This is a genomic window from Methylocystis heyeri, assembly GCF_004802635.2.
In the GTDB taxonomy this organism is placed as follows: Bacteria; Pseudomonadota; Alphaproteobacteria; order Rhizobiales; family Beijerinckiaceae; genus Methylocystis; species Methylocystis heyeri.
Window position 1 is genome coordinate 821,842 of the sequence record NZ_CP046052.1, and the last position, 12,452, is coordinate 834,293.

Below are 12,452 nucleotides of genomic sequence, written 5' to 3' on the forward strand. Positions count from 1 at the left end.
AGAAATGCAATTCACCGTCGATGGAAATATGTCCCAATTCAAACCTTTCCAGCGCCGGTCGAATAGTTTTTTCCGTGGCTCCCTCCTCTTTATGGCCATAGCCGCCCTGGCGGGCTGCGCCGGATCTCCTTCCGGCCAGCGCTACGCCTCGATGCGGGAGCTGGGCGGCGTCGATCCACGTTATGGCGTACGCCCGAGCCCGAGAGTGGTGGAAGACGGCGAGGAGGTGCCGCAGGGCGGCGGCCGTTATCAGGTCGGCAAGCCCTACAAGATCGCCGGAAAGACTTATTACCCCAGTGAAAGGCCATATGCGGCCGTCGGAACCGCCTCCTGGTACGGTTCGGATTTTCACGGCCGAAGAACCGCCAATGGCGAGGTCTTCGACCGCAACTCTCTCAGCGCCGCGCATCCGACCATGCCTCTGCCGAGCTATGCGCGTGTCACCAATATGAACAATGCGCATTCCATCGTCGTACGCGTCAATGATCGCGGCCCCTATCATGGCGGCAGGGTGATGGATGTTTCGCAGCGCGTGGCCGAAGCGCTGGATTTCCACAGGGTCGGCACCGCCCGCGTCAAGGTGGAGTGGATCGGCCGCGCCGATCTTTCCGGTTCCGACAACGCCGCTCTCATGGCGTCGCTGCGCACCGACGGGAGCCCGGCGGCGCTTCCCGGCATGGAGCCGCCGGTCATGGTCGCAGAGGAGCCTGCTCCCGCCCGCAGCCGCATAGCCTACGCCCAGCCGCCGCGCCGGCCGGCCGATATCGACGAGTTGGAAGCTGCGGTCGCGCCCCCCGCGCCGCCGCCGCCGGCCGCCCGGCCCACGATGGAGGCCGCCGCCGAAACGGAGGCCGCGGATCGCGCCGCGAGAGCCGCCGCCGAAGAAATCATGAGCAAGGACAGAACCGCCTACGCCGAGGAAGCCGGGCCGGGGGTCGACGACACCCCGGTGAAGTCGATCCGTGCGAGCCGCTCGGCGGCGCCGCCATTGCCGCCGGTGCGGCCGAGCCGCTTGGGCTCCTCCGGCTCCAGGCAGGCGATGAACTAAAAAAGCGATTCACGAAAAGAGTTTCCCGGCCTAATGGGCCGGCCTTTTTTGAAATTCCTGGACACCCGCCGTGCGGCCGTTCCCTGGCGCGTCGGAACGATTGCATTCTGTATCGCGGCGCGCCATCTTTGGGACAAGCCAGCCGAGCGGAAATCAGCCCGTGTCACATCGCATCCTTGGGTTTTTAAGCATTGTTCTTGCCCTCGTGACGTTTTCCCCCGGACATGTCCGGGCGCAGGGTTTTCAAACCAGCTTCCCCAACGCCATCCTCGTCGACGCCAATTCAGGAGCGGTCCTGTTCGAAAAAGGCGCCGACGATCAGGTCACTCCCGCATCCACGGTCAAGATCATGACCGCGGAGCTGGTGTTCCAGGAACTGGCCTCGGGGCGGCTGAAGCTCGACGACGAGTTCACCGTTTCGGAGCACGCCTGGCGAGACGGCGGCGTGAAATCCGGCGGCTCGTCGATGTTCCTCCAGGTGAACTCCCGGGCCCGGATCGAGGATCTGATCCGCGGGCTCGTGATCGATTCCGGAAACGACGCGGCGATCACCCTGGCGGAAGGCGTGGCGGGAGCGGAGGAAGCTTTCGTCATGCGCATGAACAGGCGCGCTTCCGAACTCGGCCTCACGAAATCGAGCTTCGGCAATCCCTGGGGACAGGCGGGGCCGGACCAGAAGGTCACCCCGCGCGACATGGTCCGGCTGGCCGGCTTCGTGATCAAGACCTATCCCGACTACTATCGCTATTTCGGCGAGAAAGAATTCACCTGGAACAAGATCAAGCAGCCGAACCGCAACCCCTTGCTCAACATGAGCATCGGCGCCGATGGCCTGAAAACCGGCAATATCGACGAAAAAAGCGGGTTCGGCATCGTCGCCTCGGCGGCGGAGGAGGGGCGCCGGCTGATACTCGCCGCCTATGGCGCGCGCACCGCGAAGGATCGCGCCGAGGAAGCGCGCAAGCTGCTGCAATGGGGTTTCCGCAACTTTGAAGAGAAGTCCCTGTTCAAGGCCGGCGAAACCATTGGAACGGCGCAGGTTTACGGCGGCGCCAAGAGCAGCGTGCCCTTGACCGCGACCAGGGATCTCACTGCGCTGCTGCAGCGGGGCGGCACGGAAAAGCTCAGCGGCAGGATCATTTACGAAGGGCCGCTCGTCGCTCCGGTGGAGGCGGGGGCGAAGGTCGGCCGCATAGAGATCAAACGCGGCCCGCTGGTCGTGCTCGACCAGCCGCTCGTCGCCGCCGAGTCCGTCGAGGAAGGCTCGCTTTCGCGGCGCGCGTTCGACGCCGCCTATGAATATGCTGCGGCGGCGATACACGCCCGTTTCGCAAAAAAGCTGCAATGAGCGCGGCGTCGGCCGACCCAGGCCCGAAAGGTCGGCTCATAACCTTCGAGGGCGGGGAGGGAGCCGGCAAATCGACGCAGATCGGGCTTCTTTCCGAGCGTCTCGCCCGGACCGGGATCGAAGTGGTGTCGACGAGAGAGCCCGGAGGGTCGCCGCGGGCCGAAAAGCTGCGCGAATTCATCCTTTCGGGGCGGGCCGCGGCGCTCGGGCCGCTCGGCGAAGCGATATTGTTCGCCGCCGCCCGCATCGACCATCTGGATACGGTGATCGCGCCGGCCCTGCGGCGGGGCGCGATCGTCCTGTGCGATCGCTTCTCGGATTCGACGAGGGCCTATCAGGGCGTCATGGGCGAGGCGGAGCCCCGCATGATCGCGCTGCTGGAAAAAATCGCCCTGGGAGATTTGAGGCCGGATTTGACCATCGTCCTGGACATTCCTGTCGCAGACGGGCTTGCGCGCGCCGCGACCCGGCGCGGCGCCCATGCCGCCCCGGACCGTTTCGAGGGCGAGGAGGTCGCTTTTCATGAAGGGTTGAGGCGGGCCTTCCTCAATATTGCTGCCGGCGAGGCCGATCGCTGTTGCGTGGTCGACGCGCTCGCCCCCAAGGAGGAGGTCGCCCAGGCGATCTGGCAATTGATCGAGGCCCGCTTTCTGCCGGCCGAGGAACTGCAGCCGGCATGAGCAAGGAAGCAGGCCTGCCTGAGAGCGACCGTTTCGAGGACGCTCCCCATCCGCGCGAGCAACTCGCGTTGTTCGGCCATGAGAAGGCCGAGCGCGAACTGCTCGACGCCTATCGTCGCAACCGAATGCCGCAGGCCGTGATTCTGGGCGGTCCCGAAGGCATAGGCAAGGCGACGCTGGCCTGGCGCCTCGCGCGTTTTCTCCTCGCCCATCCCGATCCCGCCTCGAGGGAAGTCCAGGAGGCGCAGAGCCTTGCGGTTCCCGCGGAAAATCCCGCCGCCCGCCATGTCGCCACTCTGGCGCTCGCCGACATCTTTCTGCTGCGGCGCGGCTGGAACGATAAATCCAAGCGTCATTACACCGAGATACGCATCGACGACGTGCGCGAAATCATTCAGGCGCTGCATCGCGGCTCAGGCACGGGCGGCTGGCGCATAGCGATCGTCGACTGCGCCGACGATCTCAACCGCTCCAGCGCCAATGCGCTGCTGAAGCTGATCGAGGAGCCGCCGGAACGCGCACTGTTCCTGCTGATCGCCCATCAGCCGGGACGGATTCTTCCGACCATCCGCTCCAGATGCCGCCGGCTCGCGCTGGAGCCGATGCAGGCCGGGGAGGTCGCCGCGGCGGTGAAATCGCTCGGGCCGACGTGGGAGCGCCTTCCCGACGCCTTGGTCGGGGAAGCGGCGGAGCGGGCGCGGGGATCGGTGCAAGAGGCGTTGCGGCTGCTGGACAATGACGGGGTCGCCTTCGATCGGGTGCTGCAGAGTCTGTTCGATCGTCTGCCGCAGGTCGATTGGAGCGCCGTGCATGCGCTGTCCGACCGGCTGTCCGGCCGCGAGAACGAAAGCGCCTATGAGACTTTCATGCGGGCTCTGTTTCGTTTTCTGGATGCGCGGGTGCGGGCGCAGGCCGGGCAGGGAGCCGGCGCGCTGATCGGCTACGCCGACGCCTGGACCGAGATCGGCGCCGCGGCGCGGGAGACCGAGATTTTCAACTTCGACAAAAAGGCCCTGGTGGTTTCGATCTTCCAGCGGCTGGAGCGCGCGGCGCGGGGGTAGGGCGCGTCGGGCTGATTACGCGGCGTTAGGGTGCAACGCTTCCGCCACCGCCGAAGGGTTGCGGCCTATCACAACGAGGTAGGCTCGCGCCGCGGCGTCGGGCGCTTTTCGTCCCTGCTCCCAATCACGCAATGTGCCGATCGGAATTAGGAACTTCTCCGCAAACTCCTCCTGCGACAGTCCGAGGGCGCGGCGAATCACGCTCACCTGAGGCGTCCGTTTCATACGGCGGAAATCCTCGGGCGTGAGCGGTTGCGCTTCCGGATCGGAGAGAGCGGCAGAGTGACGTTCTTGTTCCGTCATGGCGTCGAAGCGGCTCCAGTCCTGCGCCGCACCGGAAGCGTCAGCCGTCTTGTTCGTGGTATTCTCGTTGCTCATAAGGTTCAGCGCCCCTGGCCGAAATGATGCGGATTTTGCCCCTCTCATGGTGTAGACGACGACCAGAAGCCGACCGCCGCTTACCATGCCGAGGAGGATGAAACGGTCTTCGCCATAATTCGCGCGGTCGTCGAGATGCTCAATGGCAAACGGGTCTTTGAAAACGCTTCGCGCCGCCTCGAACGCAACGCCATGCTTGGCGTAGTTGGAAGCGGCCTTGTTAGTGTCCCACTCGAACAAATCGTTATTCATGCAAATACTGCTCTGCAGTAGTAATTTCGTATACGGCGCTGCCGTAGTTTTGTCAACGGTCAAGTGGACAATGCGCGCTTACCACTCGACGACTCGATCCTCCGCCCGGCAAGGATAGGCGGTCATGACGCGGCCCGACCAAGCCCCCGAAATCTCCGCCGCCCTCCCTCGCTCCCAAGGCTTTCCGCCGGTGGCGCGGGCTGATGCGCGCGTGCTTGTTCTCGGCTCTCTCCCTGGAAAAATGTCGCTGGAGCGGCGGCAATATTACGCCCAGCCGCGCAACGCCTTCTGGCCCATCATGGGCGCGCTTTTCGACGCCGGCCCCGAGCATTTCTACGAAGAAAGACTGCGCCGGCTCCAGGACCATCATGTTGCGCTGTGGGATGTCTGCGCCAGCGCCAAAAGGCCCGGCAGCCTCGACCACAGAATAGATCTCGCCAGCGTGACGCCCAATGATTTTAAGGGCTTCCTCGCCGATCATGGCGATATCGCGCTGATCTGCTTCAACGGCGCAACCGCCGCCCGGCTGTTCGATCGCCTCGTGGCGCCTGGGCTGGACAGGGCGCCCGCCACGGTACAATTGCCTTCCACCAGTCCGGCCCACGCCACGCTCGGCTTCGAAAGCAAGCTTGCGAAGTGGCGGGCCGTTCGCGATTTTTGAAGGGGTTGCGTGTGGAATGACCGCCTATGTCGCTTTGCTCAGGGCCGTCAATGTCGGGGGAACCGGAAAGCTGCCGATGACGGCTCTGGCCGAACTTTGCCTATCCGCGGGTTTCGTTCAGGTGAAGACCTATATAGCCAGCGGGAATGTGGTGTTTCGGAGCGACGGTTCGGAGGAGGAAGTCCGAACGGCGCTCGAACGCCGGCTCACGGCCCATATGGGAAGGCCGGCGTCCGTGCTGGTGCGGGCGGCCTCCGAGATGGCGCAAACGCTAGCGCGCAATCCTTTCCCGCAACAGCCCGCCAACCGCGTGATGGCGCTGTTCTTTGATGGCGCGCCGCCGTCCGATCCGCTAGAGGGCGCGACCGGGGTTCAGGGGGAAGAGGTGCGATTGGGACAGCGCGAGCTCTTCATCTTCTATCCCGACGGCATGGCGAAGACCCGCCTGCGCCTGCCTGCCGAGAAGACGGGCTCGGCGCGCAACATGAACACGGTCGCGAAGCTGGCCGCCATGGCGGCGGCCATCGCCTAGAGTGTTTCCGAGCGAAGTGGATACCGGTTCGCGTGAAGAAAACACGATAAAACAGGGGGATCTAGAGTCTTATCGATCGGACGAAATCGTCCGATCGATAAGAATTCGCGCAAATCACCCGCAGGGCTACGCCCGCTCCAGCAGGACGTGCTTCTTCTTGCCGAGCGAGAGCTTGGCGACGCCTTCCTGCTCGAAGTCCTTATCCGTCAGGCTGGCGCGCTCGTCGGTAACGGCTACGTCGTTGAGGCGGAGGCCGCCGCCCTTCACCTGACGGCGGGCTTCGCCGGTGGAAGCGACGAGGCCGACCTTGACGAAGGCGGTCAACACGCCGAGCCCGGCCGAAATCTCCGCCGCGCTCACCGTCACGCGGGGGAGGGACAGCGCGAGTGCGCCTTCCTCGAAGGTGGCTTTGGCCGTAGCGGCGGCTTGTTCGGCCGCCTCGCGCCCATGGACTAGAGCCGTCGCCTCGGTCGCGAGGGTCTTCTTGGCTTCGTTGATCTCGGCGCCTTCCAGCGCGCCGAGACGCGCGATCTCGTCCAGCGGCAGGAAGGTGAAGAGCTTCAGGAAACGAACGACGTCGGCGTCCTCGGTGTTGCGCCAATATTGCCAGTAATCATAGGGCGAGAGCAGATCGGCGTTGAGCCACACCGCGCCGGCGGCGGTCTTGCCCATTTTGGCGCCCGAGGCGGTGGTGAGCAAAGGCGAGGTCAGGCCATAGAGCTGCGGACAGCCCATGCGGCGGCCGAGATCGACGCCCATGACGATATTGCCCCACTGGTCCGAGCCGCCCATCTGCAGCACGGCGCCGTGGCGCTTGTTGATCTCGGCGAAATCATAGGACTGCAGGCACATATAATTGAATTCGATGAAGGACAGCTCGTGCTCACGCTCGAGGCGCAGCTTCACGCTGTCCATCGTCAACATCCGGTTGACCGAGAAATGCCGGCCGACGTCGCGCAGGAAGTCGATGTAATTGAGGCCGGCCAGCCAGTCGGCGTTGTCGAGCAGCAGCGCGGCGTTAGGGCCCTCGCCGAACTGCATGAACTTCTCGAAAATGACCTTGATCGAGGCCTTGTTGGCGTCGATCTGCTCGATGGTGAGCAGCCTGCGGCTTTCGTCCTTACCGGAGGGGTCGCCGACGCGCGTGGTGCCGCCGCCGACCAGCGGCAAAGGCCGTCCGCCGCTGCGCTGCAGCCAGGCCAGCATCATGATCGGCAGCAGTGAGCCGACATGAAGCGAGGGGGCGGTGCAATCGAAGCCGATATAGGCCGAGAAACCCGGTTTTTTCGCTTCTTCGTCCAGCCCGGCGAAATCGGTGCATTGATGGACGAAGCCGCGCGCGATCAGCGTGGCGAGCAATTCGGATTTGGGGGCGAAGCTGTCGGACATGTGCGGTGCTGGAGTGTTTTCGAGCGAAGTGGATGCCGGTTCGCGTGAAGAAAACACGATCAAACGGGGAATCCTGGAGACTTTTCGGTTCAACCGAATTGAAAAAGCTCTAGCGGTTAGGGGCCTCTGGCGCAAGACGGTTGCTGTGTGATTGGGTGAAAGGTGAAATCGTGGGGCGCTATACCTCCCCGTCAAGGCTAAGGGAGTCACACATCTCCAGGAGACCGTCTTGGCCGGGCTTGTCCCGGCCATCCACGCCGGGGCGTTGAGGTTTTTTCCGAAGATGCGCGCGATTTCACCGGGTAGAGCGAACGTCTCGGCCCCACTTTGGTCTCTGGCTCGGACATGGAAGCATCCCGCGCAAAACATCAGAAAGCCGGTAGATCGCGGGGCACATTCGGAAGATGTCGCCATCGTTTGACGTGGATGGCCGGGACAAGCCCGACCAAGACGGCGTTGGCAGCTTTCGAGATGTGTGCATGGCGTAAGCCATCAAGGGGAAGGAAAGCGCCCTTTGCCCAATAGCCTTGAAGGCGCTTCCTTGCCGCCCGCGCTTTGGCTCTGCTAAGACGATCGAGTTCCCACGCCGCCTCAAGGACCCTGATGCTCTTTTACGAACCGCTGTTTCTGTTCCTGTTCGCCCCGGCGGTTTATCTCGTCTTTCTCGCAGCGGCGGGCCGCCGCGCCTCTCGTATGCTCGTGCTGCTGCTGGCGAGCGTCGTCTTTTACGCCTGGAGCGAGCCGGTTTTCGTCCTGGTGGTCATGGCCTCGGTCGCGCTGGATCTGTTGGTCGCCAGACTTGTTCACGCCGCGCCGCAGGGGAGCGCCGCCCGCTCAGCCTGGCTGGCGGTGGGGGTGTGCGCCAACCTCGCTATCCTGGTCTATTACAAATATGCCGGCTTTCTGGTCGAAAACCTCGATGCGCTCGGCTTCGCGCAAGCGGCGGTCCCGAAAATCGCCCTGCCGATCGGCGTTTCCTTCATCGTCTTCGAGAAGATCACCTATCTCGTCGACGTTCACCGCGGCGTGACGCCGCCCGCGCGCAGCGTCTCTCTCTACGCGCTTTATGTGTTTTTCTTTCCCAAGCTCCTCGCCGGGCCGATCATCAAATATCACGACATCGCCGGGCAGATGGAGGCGTGCCCGCCGCCCCACGCCGACGATTTCGTCGCCGGATTTTCGCGCTTCATGCTCGGGGTGATCAAGAAGCTGCTGCTCGCCGACGCGCTCGCCGGCGGCGCGGATCTGGTTTTCGCGCATGACGCCTCCGAGCTCGGCTTCGTGGAGGCCTGGGCCGGGGTGATTTTCTTCACCTTCCAGATCTATTTCGATTTTTCCGGCTATTCCGACATGGCCATCGGCCTTGCGCGCATGTTCGGCTTCCGCCTGCACGAGAATTTCAACGAGCCTTACATCGCGCGCAGCATCACCGAATTCTGGCGGCGGTGGCATATGTCGCTCACCGGCTGGATACGCGAATATCTCTATTTTCCGCTCGGCGGAAACCGCAAGGGGGCGCTGCGCACCCATTTCAACCTGTGGCTTTGTTTCCTTGCTTCGGGCATTTGGCACGGCGCGGCCTGGACCTATGTCGCCTGGGGCGCCTATAACGGCCTGTTCCTGGTGCTCGACCGCCTGTTCCTTTTGCGTGCGCTGGAGCGGCTGCCGGGCTGGCTCGCCAATCTCGTCACTTTCCTTGTGGTCATGGTCGGCTGGACCATATTCCGCGCCAATTCGCTGGGGCAGGCCGGCCAGATGCTGGCCCTGATGGTTCAGCCCGGCGTGGTCGCGCCCGGCGATGCGCTGGTGCCTTCCTATTACTGGCTGGCGGCGTCGATCGCGGCGGCGATCTGCGTCGCCCAGCGTGCGGCGCTATATGCGGAAGGCTTCAGCTGGCCGTCGCTGGCGCTGCGCTTCGCCCCCGCCGCAAACACGCTGCTGGCCCTCTTCTTCCTCGCCGCTCTCGCCAAGGGCGTCGCGGACCCGTTCAAGCCTTTCATCTATTTCAGGTTCTAGCCGATGGCCCAGCTTCTCTCCCGCCGTTTTGTCGAGCGCCTGCCCATCTTCGCCTGCGCCGGCTTCATCGGTTTTCTGTTCCTGGCCAATCTCTGGAACTTCGCCGTCGAGCGCGACTGGCCCAAGCTCCGCATCCGCAGCGCGCAGCCGCTCAACGGCGTGCCCAAGATCGAACCCGCGCCCTGGACCGCGCAGGCTTTTCTCTCGGGCGAGACCCAAAAGGCGGTTTCCAGCAATATCGGCCGCGCCTCGCCGGTGTTTCCGATCTCGGTGCGGCTCAAGAACCAGTTCATGTATTCGCTGTTCCGGGCCTCCGGAGCCGCCAATATCGTCGTCGGCCGCGAGGAGCAGCTGTTTGCGACCGGCTATATCGACGAATATTGCGCGCGCGGCGCGGCGCCGAACCCCGGCAAGCTCGAGGACTGGGCCGACATGGCGGGCGAAATCTCGGCTTCCGTCCGGGGGCAAGGCAAGCGGTTCGTCTATCTGGTCTCGCCCTCGAAAGCCTCTCATGCGCCGCAATATCTCCCGGCGGGGCGCAGCTGCCCCTCGCTCAAGGACAACGCAGCGAATCGCAAGCTGGCTCCGTTTCGGGCCGCGCTGGAGCGGCGGGCCGTGCCCTTCGTCGACTCTTCGGAACTCTTCGCGAGGGAGAAGAGCGCCTACAAGATCGACCTCTTTCCGCGCGGCGGAATACACTGGAATCTTCTCGGCGCCGCGCTCACGCTGCGGGAGGCGAGCGGCGTTCTGGAAGGGCAGGGCGGCGAGCCGCTGCTCGGGGCCTATGATTTCGATTGGCGCGAAGACGACCTCGCCAAGGGGACCGACCGCGATCTTCTCGACCTGCTCAATCTCTTTTGGCCCGACGACGCCTATCCGACCGCGGCGCTCGCCCGCAACGGCGCGGGCGCTTCCTGCCCCAAGACCCCGCATCTGCTGATGGTGGGGGACAGTTTCTTGCGGGAGCTGATCGTGGCCGCGGCCGTAGCGCCCTGTCCGCCCGAAATCGACTATTGGTTCTATGTGCGCGACGACGCCGGCGGCATCAGCCTGACCCGCTTCCTGACCGCGCCGGGCGAGATCGGCAATGGGACGCGGCTTTCCGCCGATCTCGCGCTATTGCCGGAGAGTTTCGGCTGGGCCGACGCCGTGGTGCTGGAGGAAAACGAGTCGAATATCGGAAACAACCGGCAGGTCGGCAATCTGCTCGACGCCATCCGGGCGAAAAACCCGAAGCTCTCAGGCGGCCCCGGCTGATTCCTGCGGCCAGAACCCGCTGGCCCTCGCGATCCTCGCATATTCGGCCCGGATTTCGTGGGGACCATAGGCGCGCTCCAGCCGCCGCACGGTGAAATGGCCGCGCGCCAGGGTCTGGAAATGTTCGGTGAAGGCCACATTGATGACGGCCCCGCTGATCGCGCCGATGATCGGCGCGGCCTGGGCGGCGGTCTTCTGCGACACCACCACGCCGAACCGCCCCGCTATGGCCCCGATCAAGCGCGCGAGCGCAGGCGCCGATTCCGAAACCACCCCTGTATGCGTGACATAGGCGGCGGCGTCCGAGACGGTCTTTGCGAAAAGGCCGCGCAGGGCGAGATAGCCGCCTTCCATGACCTTGCCTTCCTCGCCATGGCCGCCGAGGGCGAAGACTTCGAGACAGGCCATTGCAGCGGTGGGGTCGGTGAGGTCTTCGCCTTCTTGCCGCGCGATGTCGGCGATGGCCCGCAGCATGATCGTGGTCGAGATCGGCAACTCGACGGGCAGGCTGGCGAGGCCCATCGCTCCGCCCAGAGCGCCCGAAACCATCGCGAGCTGGCGATGGCGCAGGCGGGCGTCGGCGCTGATGGGCTTGCCCCTCAGGCTGTTGAGGGCGACGCCGAGAGCGCTCTCCAGAGCCCTGCGCGCGGCGAGCGAGCCGATATATTGGAGTTTTTCCGGCAGAGCGCGGCCCGCAAAACTGATCCGGTTTCCGACCATATGGGAAAGCTTTCGCGCGAAGCTGGAGCGCTCCAGCGCGGCCACGGCTTCTTCCAGCGCGGCGAGGTCGGCGGAAGTCAGGCTGTTGATCGCAACGGGCAGTGTGGTGGCCACAGAAACGCACTCCGGGCGGCTGGCGCGGCTTCCGCTGAACGGCCTCGTTCGAGCGGCGGAAATTACGCCAGATCAAAGAGTTCTAGCGCGTTCTCTTCGCGAAGCAGACCAGCTTCCGTGGAATGCGCTCTCACGCCGCCCACTGTTGCACAAAAGTCATGCAAGCGACAAGAAAATCGCACCGGGTTAAGAGTTTGGCGCCCGTGACGACTGTAAGGCCGTGACGGTTTTGCGCTTCTTTCCGGCGATTAAGAGATCGGACGATTGGAGCCGCCTTGCAAGGGGCGCGCTGGATCTCATTGTCGGAAAAACCGACACGCTTTCGCAATGGAAAGGCGCTCCAATGCGCGGCATTGGCGCGAGATTCTCATCGCTCAAAATGTTTCGGCCCCCGGCGGAAGGCTCGTTGATGGCCTCGGGTGGCGGCTTGCTCGTCCGGGCGGGCGCGACACGACAAGGAATAGAAAATGCGATCTTTTTACAGCCATAGGCAGAACGGATATTTATTGCTCATGATAACGCTGCCCGGCGTCGTGGGGCTGCTGATCGCCGCCTGGCTCACGGGCGTCTGGTTTCCCTTTGCGCTGGTGGCCGTGGTTCTGGCGGCGGTGAGCGCCGCTTTTTCCTCTCTCACCGTCGAAGTCTCGCCGGACGAACTGGTCTGGTTCTTCGGGCCGGGCCTCTTCCGCAAATCCGTGCCGCGCTCCGAGATTTCCCTCGTCAGTCCCGTCACCAACAAATGGTGGTACGGCTGGGGCATTCATCTGACGCCGCACGGTTGGCTCTACAATGTGAGCGGGCTGGAGGCGGTGGAGATCAAGCTCTGGACCGGCAGAACCCTGCGCATCGGCTCGGACGAGACCGAGAAGCTGGTCCATGCGCTGCGCTCGGGCTGGACCCAGACGCGGGTGGGGGCTTAGGGGCGGCGCAGAGGGTTTGTCCGATCCGATGCGCAGGGTCCTGTTCCAGAGTGGGCTGCATAAATCCACTCGCACA

General features: G+C 64.1%; 12 protein-coding genes. 9 read left to right on the plus strand and 3 right to left on the minus strand.

Annotated features, from left to right (window positions below):
- Window positions 1-91 precede the first annotated feature (91 nt).
- The 4 genes from H2LOC_RS03645 to H2LOC_RS03660 all read left to right on the plus strand — a co-directional run bounded on the left by H2LOC_RS03645 (window position 92) and on the right by H2LOC_RS03660 (window position 4,137).
- Entirely contained in the window at window positions 92-1,048 is a 957-nt protein-coding gene (locus H2LOC_RS03645) for a septal ring lytic transglycosylase RlpA family protein (protein ID WP_246206970.1), read from the plus strand.
- 172 nt (window positions 1,049-1,220) lie between these two features.
- Window positions 1,221-2,396: a D-alanyl-D-alanine carboxypeptidase family protein gene (locus tag H2LOC_RS03650; protein ID WP_246207134.1), complete on the plus strand. Its 1,176-nt coding sequence runs from the start codon at window positions 1,221-1,223 to the stop codon at window positions 2,394-2,396.
- Window positions 2,393-3,076 (plus strand): dTMP kinase, encoded by a 684-nt coding sequence (gene tmk, locus H2LOC_RS03655; RefSeq protein WP_136495146.1) that lies wholly within the window; start codon window positions 2,393-2,395, stop codon window positions 3,074-3,076. The genes H2LOC_RS03650 and tmk overlap by 4 nt, the downstream gene beginning before the upstream one ends.
- Window positions 3,073-4,137: a DNA polymerase III subunit delta' gene (locus H2LOC_RS03660; RefSeq protein WP_136495147.1), complete on the plus strand. Its 1,065-nt coding sequence runs from the start codon at window positions 3,073-3,075 to the stop codon at window positions 4,135-4,137. The genes tmk and H2LOC_RS03660 overlap by 4 nt, the downstream gene beginning before the upstream one ends.
- 15 nt (window positions 4,138-4,152) lie before the next feature.
- On the opposite strand, the gene H2LOC_RS21990 is transcribed toward H2LOC_RS03660, so the two are convergent.
- Window positions 4,153-4,830 carry a BrnT family toxin gene (locus H2LOC_RS21990; RefSeq protein WP_343040062.1) on the minus strand — a complete coding sequence of 226 codons (678 nt, stop codon included), beginning with the start codon at window positions 4,828-4,830 and terminating at the stop codon, window positions 4,153-4,155.
- 61 nt (window positions 4,831-4,891) lie between these two features.
- Between H2LOC_RS21990 and H2LOC_RS03675 the strand changes: the two genes are divergently transcribed.
- Window positions 4,892-5,428, plus strand: coding sequence for a DNA-deoxyinosine glycosylase (locus H2LOC_RS03675; protein WP_136495149.1), 537 nt, complete (start codon window positions 4,892-4,894; stop codon window positions 5,426-5,428).
- Between the two features lie 16 nt (window positions 5,429-5,444).
- Entirely contained in the window at window positions 5,445-5,960 is a 516-nt protein-coding gene (locus tag H2LOC_RS03680) for a DUF1697 domain-containing protein (RefSeq protein ID WP_136495150.1), read from the plus strand.
- 126 nt (window positions 5,961-6,086) lie between these two features.
- On the opposite strand, the gene tyrS is transcribed toward H2LOC_RS03680, so the two are convergent.
- Complete coding sequence (gene tyrS / locus H2LOC_RS03685; protein ID WP_136495151.1) at window positions 6,087-7,349, minus strand: tyrosine--tRNA ligase; 1,263 nt, start codon at window positions 7,347-7,349, stop codon at window positions 6,087-6,089.
- A 603-nt stretch (window positions 7,350-7,952) separates the two neighbouring features.
- Here tyrS and H2LOC_RS03690 point away from each other — a divergent pair.
- Window positions 7,953-9,365, plus strand: coding sequence for an MBOAT family O-acyltransferase (locus H2LOC_RS03690; RefSeq protein ID WP_136495152.1), 1,413 nt, complete (start codon window positions 7,953-7,955; stop codon window positions 9,363-9,365).
- A 3-nt stretch (window positions 9,366-9,368) separates the two neighbouring features.
- Window positions 9,369-10,622 carry an alginate O-acetyltransferase AlgX-related protein gene (locus H2LOC_RS03695; RefSeq protein ID WP_136495153.1) on the plus strand — a complete coding sequence of 418 codons (1,254 nt, stop codon included), beginning with the start codon at window positions 9,369-9,371 and terminating at the stop codon, window positions 10,620-10,622.
- Here H2LOC_RS03695 and H2LOC_RS03700 read toward each other — a convergent pair.
- On the minus strand, window positions 10,605-11,456 hold the full coding sequence (locus tag H2LOC_RS03700; RefSeq protein WP_136495154.1) for an EcsC family protein: 852 nt from the start codon (window positions 11,454-11,456) through the stop codon (window positions 10,605-10,607). The genes H2LOC_RS03695 and H2LOC_RS03700 overlap by 18 nt on opposite strands.
- 512 nt (window positions 11,457-11,968) lie before the next feature.
- Between H2LOC_RS03700 and H2LOC_RS03705 the strand changes: the two genes are divergently transcribed.
- Complete coding sequence (locus tag H2LOC_RS03705) at window positions 11,969-12,376, plus strand: hypothetical protein (RefSeq protein WP_136495155.1); 408 nt, start codon at window positions 11,969-11,971, stop codon at window positions 12,374-12,376.
- The last annotated feature ends 76 nt before the right edge of the window (window positions 12,377-12,452 follow it).

Coding starts and splice junctions, on each gene's coding strand:
- H2LOC_RS03680 (WP_136495150.1), top strand. CDS start 5,445: ATGACCGCCTATGTCGCTTTGCTCAGGGCCGTCAATGTCGGGGGAACC.
- H2LOC_RS03695 (WP_136495153.1), top strand. CDS start 9,369: ATGGCCCAGCTTCTCTCCCGCCGTTTTGTCGAGCGCCTGCCCATCTTC.
- H2LOC_RS03645 (WP_246206970.1), top strand. CDS start 92: ATGGCCATAGCCGCCCTGGCGGGCTGCGCCGGATCTCCTTCCGGCCAG.
- H2LOC_RS03690 (WP_136495152.1), top strand. CDS start 7,953: ATGCTCTTTTACGAACCGCTGTTTCTGTTCCTGTTCGCCCCGGCGGTT.
- tmk (WP_136495146.1), top strand. CDS start 2,393: ATGAGCGCGGCGTCGGCCGACCCAGGCCCGAAAGGTCGGCTCATAACC.
- H2LOC_RS03660 (WP_136495147.1), top strand. CDS start 3,073: ATGAGCAAGGAAGCAGGCCTGCCTGAGAGCGACCGTTTCGAGGACGCT.
- H2LOC_RS03705 (WP_136495155.1), top strand. CDS start 11,969: ATGATAACGCTGCCCGGCGTCGTGGGGCTGCTGATCGCCGCCTGGCTC.
- tyrS (WP_136495151.1), bottom strand. CDS start 7,349: ATGTCCGACAGCTTCGCCCCCAAATCCGAATTGCTCGCCACGCTGATC.
- H2LOC_RS03675 (WP_136495149.1), top strand. CDS start 4,892: ATGACGCGGCCCGACCAAGCCCCCGAAATCTCCGCCGCCCTCCCTCGC.